Source organism: Streptomyces sp. NPDC087422 (assembly GCF_044744145.1).
Lineage (GTDB): Bacteria > Actinomycetota > Actinomycetes > Streptomycetales > Streptomycetaceae > Actinacidiphila.
Genome location: NZ_JBIUXT010000012.1, coordinates 38,517 through 57,002, shown reverse-complemented (window position 1 = coordinate 57,002; position 18,486 = coordinate 38,517). Strand labels below are relative to the sequence as shown.

Annotated in this window: 11 protein-coding genes and 1 riboswitch; of the genes, 3 read left to right on the top strand and 8 right to left on the bottom strand. The window is 73.6% G+C overall.

Features of this window, described 5'->3' with window-relative positions:
• Positions 1 to 40: 40 nt before the first annotated feature.
• A complete protein-coding gene (locus ACIO6U_RS29950) occupies positions 41 to 3,223 on the top strand; it encodes an alpha-mannosidase (RefSeq protein ID WP_401723858.1) in 3,183 nt (1,060 codons plus the stop codon).
• 127 nt (positions 3,224 to 3,350) lie between these two features.
• Positions 3,351 to 7,271 (top strand): discoidin domain-containing protein, encoded by a 3,921-nt coding sequence (locus ACIO6U_RS29945; protein ID WP_401723855.1) that lies wholly within the window; start codon positions 3,351 to 3,353, stop codon positions 7,269 to 7,271.
• Positions 7,272 to 7,345: 74 nt separating this feature from the next.
• Here ACIO6U_RS29945 and ACIO6U_RS29940 read toward each other — a convergent pair whose 3' ends face one another.
• The 4 genes from ACIO6U_RS29940 to ACIO6U_RS29925 form a co-directional block, all read right to left on the bottom strand.
• Positions 7,346 to 7,993, bottom strand: a complete 648-nt coding sequence (locus ACIO6U_RS29940) for a thymidine kinase (protein ID WP_355338403.1) — start codon at positions 7,991 to 7,993, stop codon at positions 7,346 to 7,348.
• 102 nt (positions 7,994 to 8,095) lie between these two features.
• Positions 8,096 to 9,289, bottom strand: a complete 1,194-nt coding sequence (locus ACIO6U_RS29935; protein WP_391048945.1) for an alkaline phosphatase family protein — start codon at positions 9,287 to 9,289, stop codon at positions 8,096 to 8,098.
• Complete coding sequence (locus ACIO6U_RS29930; RefSeq protein ID WP_188286046.1) at positions 9,289 to 9,882, bottom strand: DUF5998 family protein; 594 nt, start codon at positions 9,880 to 9,882, stop codon at positions 9,289 to 9,291. The genes ACIO6U_RS29935 and ACIO6U_RS29930 overlap by 1 nt, the downstream gene beginning before the upstream one ends.
• Positions 9,883 to 9,958: 76 nt before the next feature.
• Positions 9,959 to 12,718 carry a GNAT family N-acetyltransferase gene (locus ACIO6U_RS29925; RefSeq protein WP_401723850.1) on the bottom strand — a complete coding sequence of 920 codons (2,760 nt, stop codon included), beginning with the start codon at positions 12,716 to 12,718 and terminating at the stop codon, positions 9,959 to 9,961.
• A gap of 161 nt (positions 12,719 to 12,879) precedes the next feature.
• Here ACIO6U_RS29925 and ACIO6U_RS29920 point away from each other — a divergent pair, with 161 nt between their 5' ends.
• Positions 12,880 to 13,161, top strand: coding sequence for an HPr family phosphocarrier protein (locus ACIO6U_RS29920; protein WP_355338395.1), 282 nt, complete (start codon positions 12,880 to 12,882; stop codon positions 13,159 to 13,161).
• A 236-nt stretch (positions 13,162 to 13,397) separates the two neighbouring features.
• Here ACIO6U_RS29920 and ACIO6U_RS29915 read toward each other — a convergent pair whose 3' ends face one another.
• The 4 genes from ACIO6U_RS29915 to ACIO6U_RS29900 form a co-directional block, all read right to left on the bottom strand.
• The gene (locus ACIO6U_RS29915; RefSeq protein ID WP_355338392.1) at positions 13,398 to 14,099 is read right to left on the bottom strand and encodes a GntR family transcriptional regulator; all 702 of its coding nucleotides are present in this window, start codon (positions 14,097 to 14,099) and stop codon (positions 13,398 to 13,400) included.
• Positions 14,100 to 14,344: 245 nt separating this feature from the next.
• The gene (locus tag ACIO6U_RS29910) at positions 14,345 to 15,208 is read right to left on the bottom strand and encodes a M23 family metallopeptidase (RefSeq protein WP_355338389.1); all 864 of its coding nucleotides are present in this window, start codon (positions 15,206 to 15,208) and stop codon (positions 14,345 to 14,347) included.
• Between the two features lie 15 nt (positions 15,209 to 15,223).
• Positions 15,224 to 15,391: riboswitch (cyclic di-AMP (ydaO/yuaA leader) on the bottom strand.
• 301 nt (positions 15,392 to 15,692) lie between these two features.
• Entirely contained in the window at positions 15,693 to 17,078 is a 1,386-nt protein-coding gene (locus ACIO6U_RS29905; protein ID WP_355338387.1) for a pitrilysin family protein, read from the bottom strand.
• On the bottom strand, positions 17,075 to 18,451 hold the full coding sequence (locus ACIO6U_RS29900) for a M16 family metallopeptidase (RefSeq protein ID WP_401311989.1): 1,377 nt from the start codon (positions 18,449 to 18,451) through the stop codon (positions 17,075 to 17,077). The genes ACIO6U_RS29905 and ACIO6U_RS29900 overlap by 4 nt, the downstream gene beginning before the upstream one ends.
• Between the last annotated feature and the right edge of the window lie 35 nt (positions 18,452 to 18,486).

The following is an 18,486-nucleotide window of genomic DNA, read 5'->3' as shown; positions in this document are numbered from 1 at the left end:
TTCCGGCACCCGCCCGCCCACGGCAGAAGGAAACGCAACTGTGCATGACGACCGGCACATCGTCGAAGAGCGGATCACCAAATTCCTCGCTCAGGTGGTCCGTCCCGCCCTCTACAGTGACGCGCTGACCCTCGATCTCGCCGCCTGGCAGGTGCCGGGCGAACCCGTACCGGTGGCCGACGCGCTGGCCGCGACGTACGCGCCCGCCGCGATCGGCGACACCTGGGGCGGTCCGTGGTCGACGACCTGGCTGCGGGCGACCGGCCGGATACCGGCGGCCTGGGCGGGCCGCCGGGTGGAGGCCGTCTTCGACCTGGGCTTCGACCCGACGAAGGGCCCCGGCGGCCAGGCCGAGGGCTTCGTCCACGACGCGGCGGGCGCACCCGTGCAGGGCCTGCACCCGCACCACCGCTCGGTGCTGCTCGCGGAGCCCGCCGCGGGCGGCGAACCGGTCGAGCTGCTGGTGGAGTTGGCGGCGAACCCGATGATCGAGGGCGCGCTCGCGGTCGGCACGCACTACGGCTCGCGGGACACCGCGGGCGAGGAACACCTGTACCGGCTGCGCGCCGCCGAGATCGCGGTGCGCGAGGACGCGGTGTGGCACCTGCTGCACGACATGGAGGTGCTGGACGAGCTGATGCGCGAGCTGCCGACAGACGGCTCGCGGCGGCACGAGATCCTGCGGGCGCTCCAGCGGGCGGTCGACGCGGTCGACGTGCGCGCGGTCGCGGCCACCGCGCAGGCCGCCCGCGACCGGCTGACGGACGTGCTGTCCCGGCCCGCACACGCCTCCGCGCACACCGTCACCGCGGTCGGGCACGCCCATATCGACTCGGCGTGGCTGTGGCCGGTCCGCGAGACGGTCCGCAAGTGCGCCCGGACCTTCACCAATATGACGACGCTGGCCCAGGAGTACCCGGAGCTGGTCTTCGCCTGCTCCTCCGCGCAGCAGTACGCGTGGATGAAGGAGCGCCGCCCCGAGATCTTCGAGCGGATCAAGAAGGCGGTGTCCGACGGCAATTGGGCGCCGGTCGGCGGCATGTGGGTGGAGGCGGACGGCAATCTGCCCGGCGGGGAGGCGCTGGCCCGCCAACTCGTCTACGGGCGGCGGTTCTTCGCCGAGGAGTTCGGCATCCCGCAGGACGGCGTGTGGCTGCCCGACTCCTTCGGCTACACCGCCGCGTACCCGCAGCTCGCCGCGCTGGCCGGGGCCCGCTGGTTCCTCACCCAGAAGCTCTCGTGGAACGAGACCAACCGGCTGCCGCACCACACCTTCCACTGGGAGGGCATCGACGGCACCCGGATCTTCACCCACTTCCCGCCGGTCGACACCTACAACGCCTCCCTGACCGGCGCCGAACTGGCCCACGCCGAGCACAACTTCGCCGACAAGGGCGCCGCCACCCGCTCGCTCGCCCCCTTCGGCTTCGGCGACGGCGGCGGCGGGCCGACCCGCGAGATGCTGGAGAAGGCGCGGCGGCTGCGCGACCTGGAGGGCTCCACCCGCGTGGAGGTCGGCGACCCCTCGGCCTTCTTCGACGAGGCGCGCGAGGAGTACGAGCGGTTGCCGGTCTGGCGCGGCGAGCTGTACCTGGAGAATCACCGCGGCACCTACACCAGCCAGGCCCGTACCAAGCGCGGCAACCGGCGCGCGGAGGCGCTGCTGCGCGAGGCCGAGCTGTGGTCGGCGGCGGCCACGGTCCGCGGCGGCGCCCCCTACCCGTACGAGCGGCTGGAATCGATCTGGCGGCGGGTGCTGCTGCACCAGTTCCACGACATCCTGCCGGGCTCCTCGATCGCCTGGGTGCACCGGGAGGCGGAGGCCGTACACCGGGAGTTGCAGGCCGAGTTGGCCGAGGTGATCGAGGCCGCGGTGGGTGCGGGGACGGGCGCGGGACCCGCCGGTTCGGGACCCGCCGACTCAGGACCCGCCGGTTCGGGACCCGCCGACTCAGGACCCGTCGACTCGGGACCCGCCTTCTACAACGCCGGGCCCTACGCGCGCCGCGAGGTGGCCGTCCTGCCCGCGGGCACCCCCGCCGCCGACGGCCAGCCGCTGTCCGACGGACGTACCGCCGTCCTCGTCGAGGCCCCCGCCTTCGGCACCGGCCAGGCCGTGCGCTCCGCGCTGCCCCCGGTCTCGGTCACCGAGGACACCACCGGGATCACCCTCGACAACGGGGTGCTGCGGATACGGATCGACACCGACGGCCTCGTGCGGTCCGCGTACGACCTGCGCGCCGGACGCGAGGCGATCGCCCCCGGCGCGGCGGGCAATCTGCTGCAACTCCACCCGGACGACCCCAACCGGTGGAGCGCCTGGAACATCGACGGCTACTACCGGGACACCGTCCGCGACCTCACCGCCGCCGACGCCGTCGAGGTCACCGAGGCCGGGCCGCTGCTCGCGTCGGTGCGCGTCACGCGCTCCTTCGGCGGCTCGCACCTCGTGCAGGACCTGCAACTCACTGCCGGAAGCGCCCGGTTGACCGTCCGGACCGACATCGACTGGCAGGAGCGGGACACCCTCCTCAAGGCCGCGTGGCCGCTGAACGTGCACGCGGAGCGCGAGAGCGCCGAGATCCAGTTCGGGCACGTCCAGCGCCCCACCCACGAGAACACGAGCTGGGACGCCGCCCGCTTCGAACTCTGGGCGCACCGCTGGGTGCACGTGGGCGAGCACGGCTGGGGAGCCGCCGTCGTCAACGACTCCACCTACGGCCACGACGTCTCGCGCCTGACCCGCGACGACGGCGGTACGACCACCACGCTGCGGCTGTCGCTGCTGCGCGCGCCGCACAGCCCCGACCCGCAGGCCGACCGGGGGCGGCACTCCTTCGCCTACGGCCTGGTGGTCGGCGCCGGGGTCGGCGACGCCGTCGCCTCCGGCTACTCCTTCAACCTGCCGCTGCGGCCGGGCAGTTCGGCGTCGACCGGCGGGGCCGCCGCCGGGCCGTCGTTCGTCACCGTCGACAACCCCGACATCGTCGTGGAGACGGTGAAACTCGCCGACGACCGCGGCGGCGACGTGGTCGTCCGGCTCTACGAGTCGCGCGGCGGCGGCGCGCGCGGGGCGCTGCACACCGGCTTCCCCGTCGCCGCGGCGCACGTCACCGACCTCCTGGAGAGCCCCACCGCTCCCCTCCCCCGGGCCGGGGACGGCTCCTTCCCGCTGGACCTGCGCCCGTTCCAGATCCTGACGCTCCGCCTGGCGCGTCCTTAGTGTCCGCCCGACGCGGGCCGGTTGCCCCCGCAGGCCCGTCGTGGCTGATCGCACCGTTCCCCGCGCCCCTCAAGACCTGGCGTACCGCCCTTCCCCCTGGAAACCAACCCTCCGTAGGAGAAGCCACATGAGACCCACCCTCGCACGATGGCTGCGGCCCCCCGCCGCGTTAGCACTGCTGCTGCTCGCGGCCCTGCTGCTCCCTCCGTCGTCGCGGGCCGCCGCGGCGGCGCTGTATCCGCTGGGCGTCGGCGCCGACCTCGGCCCGAAACCGGTCACGCTGGGCCTGACCGCGAGCGCGGGCGACTCCGCCGACGGCCTGCGCACCGGTGAGAAGAACGGAAAGCCGTACTGGCAGACCGATGTGGCGGCCGGCACGGACTACATCAAGCTGGCGCTGGACCGGGAGTGGACCGACACCGTCGGCGGCGCCGGCCAGGTCACCGTGGCGGTGACGTACGACGACGCGCCCGACGGGACGACGCTTCGGCTGACGCGCGGCGCGAGCGACCTCGTCGGCAGCGTGCCGCTCACCGGAGCGGCCGGATGGACGACGGAAGCCTTCACCGTACCGGCGGACTTCGGGACGGAGGCAGGCCGTGAGCTGCGGCTGTCGGGGACGAAGGACGGGGCGCCCGCCGACGTGACGGTGGCGTCGGTGAGGGTCGCCGCGGGCCAGTCCGTGGACCTCGGCACCGCGGTCGACGCGCACGGCATCTCGCCGCGGGCGGGCGACAACGACACGCACCTGGTGACCGGCACGGAGGCGGGCCGCGGCTACTGGGGCACCGACCAGAGCCACCCGGGCGCCGAGACCGGCTTCTTCTACATGAACGTGGACGACACCGCGCTGTACGACAACCGCGACCCGGTCGCGGTCACCGTCGACTACCTCGACCGGGGCAACGGAGCGATCCAGCTCCAGTACGACTCCCCCGGCGACACGATCCCGGAGATGTTCAAGAACTCGCCGGTCTTCACCTACGGCGACTCGGGGACCTGGAAGACCCACACCTTCCTGCTGGACGACGCGATCCTCACCAACCGCTCCAACGGCTCGGACTTCCGCATCACCACCGGCGGCAGCCCGGCCGAACTGAAGGTCGCCCGCGTCTCGGTGACCGCGCTGCCGCGCGTGCTCGACCCGACGACCGGCCTCAAGCAGCTTGTGGCGCAGGCCGATCTGGCCTACCTCGCGGCCCGCGAGGGCACCCGCGACGGGCAGTACCCGGTCGGCGCGAAGGCCGCGCTCCAGCAGGCCGCCGACGCGGCCCGCGCGGTCGCGAACGGCACCGGCGTCACCGACGAGCAGGCGCGTACCGCCTTCCACGCGCTGGCCGCCGCGCTCGACGTCTTCCACGCCGCCGCCGTGAACACCGACCTGGCGCACCTGGGCACCGCCACCGCCTCGTCCACCGCCGCCGGGTCCGCCCCGGCCGCGGCGATCGACGGGAACGGCGGCAGCGCCTGGGTCAGCGGGGACGGCGGGACGGGCGAGACCTTCACCGTGGACCTGGGCGCGGCCAAGCGCTTCAACCAGGTCAAGGCCGGCTGGACCGGCGCCTTCTCCTCCGACTACACCGTCCAGGTGTCCGCGGACGGGACGCGTTTCACGGACGTGGGCCGCACCGGGGCCGTCGGCGGCTCGGTGTTCACCACCGCCTTCGCTCCGACGACCGCCCGGTACGTCCGGCTGGCGATCCACGGGTACAGCGCGGGCCAGACCAAGGTGGGTCTCGCCGTCCTCGAGGTCCGCGACCAGCGGGTGGTCACACCGCACCCGAAGCTGGTCACCACCCGCTACTCGACCGGCGCTCCGGTCGTCGCCGACTTCGACATCCGCGACTACGGCGCCGACACCTCGGGGAAGAGGGACGCGACCGCCGCCGTGCAGTCCGCGCTCTACGACTGCCAGGACGCGGGCGGCGGCACGGTGTGGCTGGGCGCGGGCACCTACCGCCTCACCACCACCGTGGAGGTCCCGGCCTTCTGCTCGCTGATCGGCGACCGGCGCGACCCGGACCGCGGGTCCGGCGGCTACGGCACGGTGATCCGCGCCGACCTGCCGCCGGGTGCCGACGGGCCGGTGCTCTTCCGGGTCGGCGGCAGCGCCTCCGTCCAGGGCCTGACCACCTACTACCCGCGGCAGAACGCGGCCCACCCGGTGCCGTACAACAACACCTTCGAGATTCCGGGTTCGGCCTGGCAGAGCGACGCGAATTTCATGATGAGCACGGTCGCGCACGTCACGATGCTCAACTCGTACAAGGGTGTCGGGGTCTCCACGAAGACCGACGACCGCGGCAGGCCCGCGGTGCAGGGCCAGGTGCACGAGTCGGCGACGCTCGCCGACATCAAGGGGACGGTGCTGTTCACCGGGGCCACCGGTTACAACGGCTCGGACGTCGGCACCTGGAGCGACATCACCTTCTCCAACTCCTACTGGGCGCACGCGCCTTCGGCGTACGACCCGCCCGCGCGGTCGGCGCTCGACCGGTGGACGCGGGCCAACGGCACGGGACTCGTCCTCGGTGACCTGGAGTGGGACCAGTTCTCCCGGATCTCGCTGTCCGACTACCGCACCGGCATCCAGGTCGTGAAGGGCCAACGGGCGGCTTTCGTCGGCGCGTTCCAGCAGACCCGGGTGGTGCGCACCGATGTGGCCCTCCAGGTGGACGACATCGACACCCGTTGGGGAATGACGGTGGCCGGGGGCACGCTCCAGGGCAGCGTCGCGTCGATCCGCAACGCCACCAAGGGATTTGTGAAGGTCACCGGTACGGCGCTGGACGGCGCGACCTCCGGCACGGTCGTGACGATGCCCGGTCCCGTACCGGTCCGGGCCGCCGCACCCGACCTGCCCGCGCCTCGCGGGCACGCCCTGTACGCGGCGGGCGCCGTCCCGCACGGGGTGGGCTATCAGCCCGCCGCCGACGCCACCGCGGGCATCCAGCGGCTGCTGGACCGGGCGGGCGCGCGGGGCGGCGGCACCGTGTACCTGCCCGCGGGCTGGTACCGGGTCGAGGGCCGGCTGCGGGTACCGGCCGGGGTCGAACTGCGGGGCGCCTCGTCCTCGCCGAACCGCGACGAGGACGGCGCCAGCGGCGGCACCGTGCTGTTCGCCTACGCGGGCCGGAACACCGCGAACGCCGACACCGACGCCGCCTTCGTCACGCTCGCCGGAAACGGCTCGGGCGTGCGCGGTCTGCGGGTCTTCCACCCGGAGAACAACCCCGCGACCGGCTACGTCCCCTACCCGTACGACATCCGGGGCACCGGCCGCGGCACGTATGTGGTCGACGTCGGTCTGACCAACGCGTGGAACGCCGTGGACGAGGGCAACGACGGCTTCGTGGTGCACAAGGTGACCGGGGTCTTCCTCAACCGGGGCGTCACGGCGCGCGCGGGCCGCGGCGGTCTGGTCGACGGTGTGCTCAGCAACGGCAACGCGGTGAACCGCACCGGCTTCGGCATTCCCGGCTGGGGCCTCGGCAGCGATCTGTTCGCGCAGACCATCGACGGGTTCACCCGCAAGAACACCGACCTGGTGCGTGTCGACGGCGCCCGCGGCCTGACGGTCTCGGACGTCTTCGGCTACGGCATGCACAACGGTCTGGTGGTCACCTCCGGTGACGTCCGCGCCTTCAACCTGGGCACGGACAACCTCGGCGACGGCGGTTACACCGTGAAGGCGGGCGCCTCGGCCGACGTCACGGCGGTCAACGTGCTGCGCTACAACGGCGCGACGTCCACCGGTCCCGCGAAGCTGCTGGGCATCATGGCGATCAACATGGTGCAGCAGTCGGTGACCGCCACGGCCGAGCCCGCGAGCGGCGGGAAGGTCACCGTCGGCGGGAACCAGACGGAGCCGGGCCGCTTCGAGCGCGGCGACACCGCGACCGTGACGGCCGTACCGGCGGCCGGCTTCCAACTGCTGGGCTGGACGCTCGACGGCGCCCAACTGCCCGACAGCGGGCCGACGGTCACCGTGCCGGTGACCGGGGACCGTACGGTCGTGGCGCGTTTCGGTCCGGTCGGCGTCAACTGACCGGCGGGCGGGCCCGGTCGACCGCCGTCGTGCGGCCGGCCGGGCCCGTCGTCGTGAGCGGGTGACCGCCGCGGTCAGGAGTGGGTGACCGGCAGCACGTCGGGCGAGAGCGTGCCCGCGCCCGCGGTCGCGCTGGTCATCCGGCGGCGGTGGTGACGGCGGCACAGCACCTCGTAGCCGACCTCGCCGGACCGGTCGACGTCGCCGATCACCACCTGCGCGCCCTCGACGACCATCACGCCGTCGACCGTACGGGCGTTGTGGGTGGCGCGCTCGCCGCACCAGCACAGCGCCTCGACCTGAAGGGCCTCGACCCGGTCGGCGAGTTCGATCAGCCGCTGCGAGCCGGGGAAGAGCCGGGTGCGGAAGTCGGTGGTGATGCCGAACGCGTGGACGTCCAGGTCGAGTTCGTCGACCACCCGCGCCAACTGGTCGATCTGCTCGGGCGCGAGGAACTGCGCCTCGTCCACGATCACGTAGTCCACCCGGCCGCCGCGGCTGAGCACGCCGACCACGTGGCCGTACAGGTCCATGCCGTCCGCGACCTCGACGGCGTCGGTGACCAGGCCGAGCCGCGAGGAGAGCTTGCCCTCGCCCGCGCGGTCGTCCCTGGTGAAGATCACCGACTGGAGGCCGCGAGCGGTGCGGTTGTGGACGATCTGGAGGGCGAGGGTGCTTTTGCCGCAGTCCATCGTTCCGGAGAAGAAGACCAGCTCGGGCATGGGAAGGACGACGGCCTTTCGATGGGGGGCGGGAAAGCGCGGGGGCGGGAAAGCGCGGGGGCGGGAAAGCGCGGGGCGGGAGAGCGCGGGGGCGGGCGGGCCTCAGGAGCGTACTTCGAGCAGCGGTACGAGCTGCTCGGCGGCGGCCATCGAGCCGTGCAGGCCGACCATCTTCGACTCCCCCGATTCCGTGCGGTGGGCGACGACCGCGATGTCGTCGCGGGCGACGGCCACGACGTCGCCGATCCGGCCGAACACCCGCTCGTCGGGCGGCGGTCCGAACCAGCCCGCCTCGATCGCCTCGGCCCTGGTCGCCACCCACATCTGCTCGCCGAGGACCTCGCTCCACACCGCGTGCACGTCGGCGGCGGCGCCGGGCACCGCGTAGACGTGCCGGGCGCGGGCCTCGCCGCCGAGCACCGCGACCCCGGCGCGCAGTTCCCAGTCCTCGTCGAAGTCGATCCGGGACCGCTCGTCGAAGGGGATGTCGATCATGCCGTGGTCGGCGGTGACGTACAGGGCGCTGCGCGGCGGCAGTTGCTCGGCGAGCCGCTGCGCCAGCCGGTCGACCATCATGAGCTGGCCGCGCCAGGCGTCGGAGTCGACGCCGTGCCGGTGCCCCATGCCGTCCAGCTCGCTGTAGTACGTGTAGACCAGCGTGCGGTCGGCGGCGCCGAGCCGGTCGGCGGCCAGGTCCATCCGCTCCTCGCCGGTGAGGCGCCCGTGGAAGGTGCCGCCGGACAGCGCGACCTTGGTCAGCGGGGTGTTGACGAAGGTCGGCGAGGAGACCTGGCAGGTGGCGATCCCGGCGGCGTCGGCGAGCTGGAAGACGGTGGGGTGCGGCTGCCAGACGTGCGGGGCGGTCCAGGGCTGCCAGCGCAGCTGGTTCATCAGCTCGCCGGTGGCCGGATTGAGCGTGGTGTAGCCCGCCAGGCCGTGCGCGGACGGCGGCAGCCCGGTGCCGACCGAGCCGAGCGAGGTCGCGGTCGTCGCCGGGAATCCGGCGGTCAGCGGGCGGCCGGTGCCGCCGCGCGAGGTCGGCAGCAGCGAGGTGAGGTACGGCGCCTCGTCGGGGTGGGCGAGGATCAGCTCCCAGCCGAGGCCGTCCACGAGGAAGACGCAGACCCGGTCGGCGGGCGCCAGTTCCAGGCCGGTGGCCGGCATGCCGGGGACGGCGAATCCGGCGACGGCGGCCGGGATGACGTCACAGAGCGCGCCGGTGCCGTAGTCGGGTACGGGAGCGGTACGCGGATCGAGCGGCGCGGAACCGTACCCGCCGTGCAGCGGCTGGACCATCAGTCAGTGGCCGCTGTCGCCTCGGAGAGCGCCTGCGCGAAGGCCAGGGTCTGGCGGACGGTGTCCGGGCCGTCGCCCGCCTCGCTGACCCGCAGCGACAGGTCGTCGGCGGTCGAGGAGCCGGTGTAGCCGTGGTCGGCCTCGCAGTTGGGGTCGCCGCAGGCGGCGGGCTCCAGGTCGAGCCGCGAGACCGCGCCCCAGCCGATGGTGAGCACCACTTCGCGGGGCAGCGTGCCGGGCGTGTACGACTCCGGGTTCGCGACCACCCGGCTGACCACGACCGAGGAGATCCGGCCGATCTTCACCGATTCGGTGGACGTGGTGGCGTACGGCGTCGGCGAGGTGTCGTCGGCGGCCTGCTCGTCGGTGTGGCTGACGATGAAGCGGCTGTCGGTGAGCACCAGCACGGTCACATGACGACGGACCTCGTTGGCGTCGAAGCTGGTCTCCTGGTGGACCAGGTAGGAGGAGACCGGCTCGCGTCCCACCGCCGCCTCGACGGCCTCGGCCACGAGGGTGGGGTAGTAGCCGCTGCGCTCGATGGCCGTGCGCAGGCCCTGAGTCGTAGTACCGGTCTTCGCCATGCCGACCATCCTAAGGGCCAGGTACGACCGCGACGTGCTCGGAGCGCGACCCGGCGTGCGGGCGGGCGCGGGAGCGGGCGCCGGGTCAGAACGAGGACAGCGCCCGCGGCCCGAGATCGGTGCGGGCGGGCGGCCTGGCCAGGCGGACGGACGCGCCGAGGACGGTCAGGCCGCGCGAGGAGACCACCACCGGTTCCAGGTCGACCGCGACGACCTCCGGGAGGTCGGCGGTCAGCAGCGACACGCGCAGCAGCAGCTCCTCCAGCGCGTCGGTGTCGACCGGCTCGGCGCCGCGCCAGCCGAACAGCAGCGGCGCGGCCTTGATGGAGCGGACCAGTTCGGCCGCATCCCGGTCGGTGGCGGGGACGAGCCGGTGGGCGGTGTCGCCGAGCAGCTCCGAGGGCGCGCCCGCCAGGCCGAAGGACAGCACGGCGCCCGCGGCGGGGTCGACGCCCGCCCGTACCACCGTGTCCACCCCGCGCGGCGCCATCGCCTGCACGACGGGCAGCAGCTCCCGCGGGGTGCCCAGCCGCGCGGTCAGCTCGTCGTAGGCGCGCCGCAGGTCGCCCTCGTCCGCCAGGTCCAGGCGTACGCCGCCGAGGTCGGCGCGGTGCCGCAGGTGGGGGGCGGTGGTCTTGAGGGCGACCGGGTAGCCGAGCCGGGCGGCGGCGGCCACGGCGGTGTCGGCGTCGGGAGCGGGCAGCGCGCCGCGCACCTGGATGCCGTACCGGCCGAGCAGCGTCGCGGTGTCCGCGTCGCCGAGCGCGATCCCGCCCTCGGGCGCCTCGCCGGGCGGCAGCAGGCGGCGTACGTCGTCGGCCGCCGCGGCCTCCTGGATGTCGTCGAACTGCGGGATGCGGCCCGGGTCCGCCGATCCGGCGCGCCAGGCCGCGTAGCCGGCGGCCTCGGCGAGCGCGCGCACGGCCCGGTCGGGCGCGGAGTAGGCGGGGATACGGGAGGCGGCCTCGTCGCCGGGCGCGCCGAGCCGGTCGGCCAGGGTCTCCAGGGCGAGGTGGGCGACCACCACCGGCTTGCCGCCGCCCGCGGCGGCGGTCGTACGGCGCAGCGCCTCGGCGAGCGCCGGGTCGTCGCCGGACTCGGGGTCGGGGGCGTCCTCGGAGCCGACGCGCGGGATCGCGGTGACGACGACGGCGTCGCTGCCGGGGTCGGCGAGCGCGGCGCCGAGGGCGGCGGCGAAGTCGTCGGGGGTGGCCGCGGTGGTGAGGTCGAGGGGCGCGGCGGGCCGCAGTCCCGCGGTGAGCGCGGCGTCGTAGGTGAGCAGGCCGAGCGATTCGGAGTTGCCGAGGACGGCGATCCGGTCGCCCGCGGGCAGCGGCTGGAGGGCCAGGAAGAGTCCGGCGTCCAGCAGTTCGGTGACGGTGTCCACGCGGATCACCCCGGCCTGCCGGAAGAGCGCGGAGACGGTGGAGTCGGGGATGCGGGTGGCGGGCACGGCGTGTCCTGCCGGGACGGAGCCGGAGTGCAGGGCGCCCTTGACGACGACCACCGGTTTGGCGGCGGCGGTGCGGCGGGCGAGCCGGGTGAACTTCCGCGGGTTGCCGAAGGATTCGAGGTACATCAGGACGGCGTCGGTGTCGGGGTCGTCCTGCCAGTACTGGAGGAGGTCGTTGCCCGAGACGTCGGCGCGGTTGCCCGCGGAGACGAAGGAGGAGGGGCCCGCGCCGCGGCGGTGCAGTCCGGAGAGCAGGGCGATGCCGATCGAGCCGGACTGGGTGAACAGGCCGAGGCGTCCGCTGCGCGGCATCTCGGGCGACAGGGAGGCGTTGAGCCGGACCCCGGCGGCGGTGTTGAGGACGCCGAAGGCGTTCGGGCCGATCACCCGCATGCCGTGGCTCCTGGCCTGCCGGACCAGCTCGCGCTGGCGCGCCCTGCCTTCTTCGCCGGTTTCGGAGTATCCGGCGGCGACCACCACCAGGCCCTGGACGCCCGCGGCGCCGCAGTCGGCGACGGCCTCGGGGACCCGGTCGGCGGGCACGGCGATCACGGCGAGGTCGACGGGCGCGCCGATGCCGAGGACGGAGCGGTGGCCGGGCACGCCGTCGATGTCGGTTCCGCCGTCGGGGAAGGAGCGGTTGACGGCGTAGACGTGGCCGGTGAAGCCGCCCGCGACGATGTTGCGCAGCAGCGTACGGCCGACGCCGCCCGGCCTGCGGCCGGTGCCGACGACGGCGACCGAGCCGGGGCGCAGCAGCCGCTGGACGGAGCGGGCCTCGGCGCGGTGTTCGCGGGCCCGCATCACCTGGACGGACTGCTCGGTGGGTTCCAGGTCGAGTTCGAGGTGGACGACGCCGTCGGTGAAGCTGCGCTGCTGGGTGAAGCCCGCGTCGGTGAAGACCTTGACCATCTTGCGGTTGGTGGGCAGGACTTCGGCGGTGAAGTGCAGGATGCCGCGCTCGCGGGCGACGGCGGCGATGTGTTCGAGCAGCGCGGAGGCGACGCCGCGGCCCTGGTGCGCGTCCTGGACGAGGAAGGCGACCTCGGCGCGGGTGCCGGTGGTGCCCTTGTCGGCGGAGACGGCCCGGCCCGCGTCGTCGGTGCGGTCGTAGCGGACGGTGGCGATGAAGTCGCCGCCGACGGTGGCGGCCAGGCCGACGCGGTCGTTGTAGTCGTGGTGCGTGAAGCGGTGCACGTCCCGGTCGGACAGCCGGGGGTAGGGCGCGAAGAAGCGGTAGTACTTCGACTCGTCGGAGACCTGCTCGTAGAAGTCGACGAGCCGTCCCGCGTCGTCGGGCCCGATCGGCCGGATGTGGGCGATCCCGCCGTCCCGCAGTACGACGTCCGCCTCCCAGTGGACGGGGTACGGATGCGCCGTCTGCTCGCTCATGGCCCCAGCGTAAGCGGGTGGCCCGGCGGGCGCGTCACACTCGCGGAGCCGACGCGCAGGGGGCAGTCTGGTGGGGGCCGCGATCGTGCCGACGTGCCGGAGCAGCGCTCCGGCCGTGCGAAACTGGTCTAGACAACTGGAACGACCCGAAGGGCAGCACCATGGTTGAGCGCCGTGTCAACGTCGGCTGGGCGGAGGGCCTGCACGCCCGTCCCGCGTCCATCTTCGTCCGCGCGGCCATGGCCGCGGGCGTCCCCGTGACGATCGCGAAGGCCGACGGCGGCCCGGTCAACGCCGCGTCCATGCTGGCGGTGCTCAGCCTCGGCGCGCAGGGCGGCGAGGAGATCGTGCTCGCCTCGGAGGCCGACGGCGCCGACGCCGCGCTCGACCGGCTGGCGAAGCTCGTCGCCGAGGGCCTGGAAGAGCTTCCCGAGACCGTCTGAGACGCGGCGGGGCGCGCCCGCCCTCCCCGGCCGCGCTTTCGCGCGACCGGGCCTTCGGGCGGTGCGCCCTGCCGCGCGAAGCGCCCTTCGCGTGGCCGGAACACGTCCGGGGATCTTTGTCCCGCCACCGGACAGCGGAATTCAGCGGGGCCGGACAATCCACCCGGATTGCACCGGCCCCGCTTTATTGCATTTACGGGTGCCGCAATTCTACGCACTTGTATACGGTGCGATTGTTAATGGCGGCGGCGCACCGCGTTTACGGGATGTTTCAGAATCCTCACCGCGGCGCTCCGCTCCACGTGCCCCGCGGCCAGTTTGCGGGCCCGCTCGGCGTCACCGCGCGCCACCGCGTCCACGAGCGCCGCGTGCTCCTCCCACGACTCCACCGCGCGGGTGGGCACGTCGTCGCCGTACACCCAGGCGATCTTGTGGCGCAGCTGCGTGAGCAGCGCGGCCAGCGTGGGACTGCCCGACGCCTGCGCCAGCGTCTCGTGGAACCAGCCGCCGAGCGACGGCAGGTCGGACAACTGGCCCTGGACCGCGCGCTCCTGACCTAGGCGTACGAGCCCGCGCAGCACCTTCAGATGCGCGTCGGTACGGCGCTGGGCGGCGCGCGCGGCGCCCAGCGGCTCCAACAGGCCGCGCAGTTCCAGAAGGTCGGCCGCCTCCTGCTCGGTGGGCTCGGCCACCGAAGCGCCGGCGTGCCTGCGGGTGCGGACGAAGCCCTCGGACTCCAAGGTGCGCAGCGCCTCGCGGACCGGCACGCGCGACACCCCGTACCGCTGCGCGAGCAGTTCCTCCGTCAGCCGGCCGCCCGGCGGGAAGAAACCGCTGACAATGTCGTCGCGGATGGCCGTACACACCACCTGGGCGGAGATACGCCGCCCCGTGCCGTCCGTCCCGTTCACATCCGATTCCGCATCGCAGGACCCCATTCTTTCCGCACATTCTGCGGTAACCCTATTCCAGCACACCAGGGATTCCGATCACAGTCCCGAATATGGGACTTCTTTTGGCGCGCGGGACCGATGCGGGACGGGTACGGGACCGATGCGGGACGGGTACGGGACGGGTACGGGACGGACGAAGGCCCCGGCGGGGGGAGCCGGGGCCTTCGTGCTGAGGGGGGTGGTGCGGTGGTTCCAGGGGGCGGTGGCGGAACCCCTGCGGGGTCCTGGGGTCAGACCGAGACGCCGTGCTTGCGCAGGTAGGCGATGGGGTCGACGTCGGAGCCGTAGTCGGGTCCGGTACGGGCCTCGAAGTGCAGGTGGGGCCCGGTGACGTTGCCGGTCGCGCCGGACAGGGCGATCTGCTGGCCGGGCGTGACGCTCTGGCCGACCGAGACCTGGATCGAGGACAGGTGGCCGTACTGGGTGTACATCCCGTCGGACATCCGGATCACGATGTTGTTGCCGTACGAGCCGCCCCAGCCGGCCTCGACCACGGTGCCGGAGCCGACCGCGTGCACGGTGGTGCCGCTGGCCGCGTGGAAGTCGATGCCGGTGTGGTAGCCGGAGGACCACAGGCCGCTGGAGGAGTGGTAGGCGGTGGAGACGTAGGAGCTGTCGACCGGCAGGACGAAGGAGCCGAGGCGCTTGCGCTCGGCGGCGGCGCGGTCGGCGCGGGCCTTGGCCTCGCGGGCGGCCCGGACCTTGGCCGCGGCCTCCGCCTTGGCCTTCGCGGCTGCCGCGTCGGCCTTGGCCTTGGCCGCCTTGGCGCGGGCGGCGGCCTCGGCCTGCTTGCGGTCGGCCTCCGCCGTGGCCTTCGCGGCCTCGGCGGCCTTGCGCTGGGCCTCCGCCTGCGCGGCCAGGGAGTCGGCGAGCGAGCCGGTCACATCGGCGGTACGGGCGAAGACGGTGTTCGCGACGGCGTCGTGCGCACTCTCGGCGTGGGCCGTGGCGGTCATCGAGGTGGCCCCGAACGCTCCGGTCGCGGTGAGCACCGCGACTCCGGCGAGCGTGCCGCCACCGCGGACGGTGCGTGCGGCGCCGCGACGGGGACGGCGGTGCTTCCCGCTGGGCGCGGGCAGAACGGTGAACGCCATGAAGAGGCGTCGCTCCTTTCCTTCCTTCTCGCCTACCGGGTTAGCTGACGGGTTCGGAGCAGGAAGGTCTCCTACGGGTCCGGCCGCCGCTCGGCGGTCGGTCCCGATTCACCCCAGGGACTGCTCCCTCGTGAGAGGGCTGGGTCCCCGGCTCCCCTGACGGGGACTCGGCGATGTGTGCCCGCGTGCCGCCGGACGCGGCTGCTGCTGACGGGCAACGAGCGAAGACGCTAACCGCGGTTTCGCCCATCCGCCAAACAGATCAGCTGATTTGTTGCGTACGCCACACTTCGCTGACACTCCCCCGCAAGCCCTCCCCAACTCCCGCGCGGCGCTCCAAAACGCCCGCGCGGCGGTCGAAAACGCCCGGAACCCCGGCGCCGCAGGGGGCTGCCGGGGTTCCGGGGACGGGTGGCGCGAGCGGTGCCGACCGCTCGCGCCGGGTGGCGCGTGACCCGCGTGACGCGGGTCCGACCGTCCGGTACTACGTGATGATGTTCACCGGTCCGATGCCCAACTCGCCCACCGGCCCGGCGATGACGGACGCGTCCCCGACCAGGACCACCACGAGCCGGTCGAGCGGGAAGGCGTTGACGACCGCGGCGGTCGCCTCCACCGTGCCCGTGGCCGCCAGCCGCGCGTAGAGCTCGGCCTGGTAGTCGTCCGGGAGCTGCTGCTCGACCTGATCGGTCAGCGTGGCCGCGACGGCCGCCGACGTCTCGTAGCGCAGCGGCGCCACACCGACCAGATTCTGTACGGCGACGTCCCGCTCCTCGTCGGTCAGGCCGCCCTCGCCGAGCGTCCTGATGACCTGCCAGGTGTCGGCGAGCGCGGGCCCGGTGACCTCGGTGGCCACCGAGCCGCTGATGCCCAGCAGCGCGGCGCCCGTACCGTCGGCGGAGCCGAGCAGCACCTGTCCGAAGGCGCGTACGCCGTAGGTGTAGCCCTTCTCCTCGCGCAGCACGCGGTCCAGGCGGGAGGTCAGGGTGCCGCCCAGGCAGTAGGTGCCGATCACGCGGGCCGCCCACACCGGGTCGTGCCGGTCGGCGCCGGTACGGCCGATGAGGAGCTGGGTCTGCACCGCGCCCGGCCGGTCCACGATGACCACGCGCGCGGTGTCGTCCGAGGTGATCGCCGGGCGCGGGCGGGGCTTGGCGGCCGAGCCGCTCCAGCCGCCCAGGGTGTCGTCGAGCAGCCGCGGCAGGTCGATGCCGGTGAGGTCGCCGACCACCACGGCGGTCGCGGTGGACGGGCGGACGTGGGCCCGGTAGAAGGCGCGTACGGCCGCCGCGTCGATCCTGCGGACGGTCTCCTCGGTGCCCTGGCGCGGCCGGGAGCAGCGCAGCTCCGGTGCGAACAGCTCCTTGGACAGCGCCATCGCGGCCCTGCGGGCGGGGTTGGCCAGCTCGTGCGGGATCTCGTCGAGCCGGTTGGCGACCAGCCGCTTGATCTCGTCCTCGGGGAAGGCCGGGGTCAGCAGCGCCTCCGCGAGCAGGGCGAGCGCCTTGTCGAGCCGGGAGGCGGGCACTTCGAGGGAGACCCGCACACCGGGGTGGTCGGCGTGCGCGTCCAGCGTGGCGCCGCAGCGCTCCAGCTCGGCCGCGAACTCCTCGGCGGTGTGCTGCTCCGTGCCCTCCGACAGCGCCCTGGCCATGATGGTGCCGACGCCGTCCAGACCCTCGGGCTCGGCGTCCAGCGGCGCGTCGAGCAGCACCTCGACGGCGACGACCTGCTGTCCCGGGCGGTGGCTGGTCAGCACCGTCAGCCCGTTGCCCAGGGTGCCGCGGTCGGGGGCGGGGAACGCCCACGGCCGGGGCTCCCCGGCCTGCGGCTGCGGGTGGAACGTCATGACGGCCGCGGTCTCGCTCACAGCTCGCCCTCCTGCTCGGTGGCTTCGTCGGTCGCTTCGTCAGTGGCGTCGTCGGTGGCGTCCTCCGCCGCGTCGCCGCCGGTGGGCTCGTAGACGAGGACCGCGCGGTTGTCGGGGCGCAGCCGCGCGGCGGCCACGGCCCGCACCTGCTCGGGGGTGACGGCCAGCACCCGCTGGACGGCGGTGAGGGCGAGCTGCGGGTCGCCGAACAGCACCGCGTAACGGCACAGTTCGTCGGCCCGGCCGCCCACGGTGGCGAGCCGGTCGAGCCACTCCCGCTCGATCTGCGCCTGGGCGCGCTCCATCTCCTCGGGGCTGGGGCCCTCCTGGGCGAAGCGGGCCAGCTCCTCGTCCACCGCGGCCTCGATGGTGCTCAGTTCGACCCCGCTGGACGCCTTGATGTCCAGCCAGCCGAGCGACGGCGCGCCCGCGAGGCGCAGCAGGCCGAAGCCCGCGGCGACGGCGCTGCGGTCGCGCCGTACCAGCCGGTTGTGCAGCCGGGACGACTCGCCGCCGCCGAGCATGGTCAGCGCCAGGTCGGCCGCGTCGCCGTCGGCGGTGCCGTCCTCCGGCAGCCGGTAGGCCGCCATCAGCGCGCGCGAGGGCACGTCCTCCTCGATCACCTCGCGGAGCTGGCCGCCCATCACCTCGGGCAGCGAGCCGTCGCGCGGTGCGGGCTTGCCGTCGTGGGCCGGGATACTGCCGAAGTACTTCTCGACCCACGCCAGCGTCTGCTCGGGGTCGATGTCGCCGACCACGGCCAGCACCGCGTTGCCGGGCGCGTAGTACGTACGGAAGAACGCCTGCGCGTCCTCCAGCGACGCCGCGTCCAGGTCGGCCATCGAGCCGATCGGCGTGTGGTGGTACGGGTGTCCCTCGGGGTAGGCCAGCGCGGTCAGCCGCTCGAAGGCCGTGCCGTAGGGGACGTTGTCGTACCGCTGGCGGCGCTCGTTCTTCACCACGTCGCGCTGGTTGTCCAGGCTCTCCAGGTCGAGCGCGGTGAGCAGGCTGCCCATCCGGTCGGCCTCCAGCCACAGGGCCAGTTCGACCTGGTGGGCGGGCATGGTCTCGAAGTAATTGGTGCGCTCGAAGCTGGTGGTGCCGTTCAGCGAGCCGCCCGCGCCCTGCACCAGTTCGAAGTGCCCGTTGCCCTTGACGCTGGCAGAGCCCTGGAACATCAGGTGCTCGAAGAGGTGGGCGAGGCCGGTACGGCCCTTGACCTCGTGGCGGGAACCGACGTCGTACCAGAGGCAGACGGCCGCGACCGGAGTGAGGTGGTCCTCGGAGAGCACCACCCGCAGGCCGTTCGCCAGGCGGTGCTCGGTGGCTGTCAGGCCGCTGGAGTGTGCCTCCGGCGTGGCCGTGTGACCCATGGGCAAGCTGTCCTTCCGGTCGCTGCTGCGTGACT

Excerpts from the sequence above, each read along its gene's own strand:
- ACIO6U_RS29940 (WP_355338403.1), bottom strand. The coding sequence starts at position 7,993 with ATGCCCGAGCTGGTCTTCTTCTCCGGAACGATGGACTGCGGCAAAAGC.
- ACIO6U_RS29935 (WP_391048945.1), bottom strand. The coding sequence starts at position 9,289 with ATGGTCCAGCCGCTGCACGGCGGGTACGGTTCCGCGCCGCTCGATCCG.
- ACIO6U_RS29930 (WP_188286046.1), bottom strand. The coding sequence starts at position 9,882 with ATGGTCGGCATGGCGAAGACCGGTACTACGACTCAGGGCCTGCGCACG.
- ACIO6U_RS29925 (WP_401723850.1), bottom strand. The coding sequence starts at position 12,718 with ATGAGCGAGCAGACGGCGCATCCGTACCCCGTCCACTGGGAGGCGGAC.
- ACIO6U_RS29910 (WP_355338389.1), bottom strand. The coding sequence starts at position 15,208 with ATGGCGTTCACCGTTCTGCCCGCGCCCAGCGGGAAGCACCGCCGTCCC.
- ACIO6U_RS29920 (WP_355338395.1), top strand. The coding sequence starts at position 12,880 with ATGGTTGAGCGCCGTGTCAACGTCGGCTGGGCGGAGGGCCTGCACGCC.
- ACIO6U_RS29945 (WP_401723855.1), top strand. The coding sequence starts at position 3,351 with ATGAGACCCACCCTCGCACGATGGCTGCGGCCCCCCGCCGCGTTAGCA.
- ACIO6U_RS29900 (WP_401311989.1), bottom strand. The coding sequence starts at position 18,451 with ATGGGTCACACGGCCACGCCGGAGGCACACTCCAGCGGCCTGACAGCC.
- ACIO6U_RS29915 (WP_355338392.1), bottom strand. The coding sequence starts at position 14,099 with ATGGGGTCCTGCGATGCGGAATCGGATGTGAACGGGACGGACGGCACG.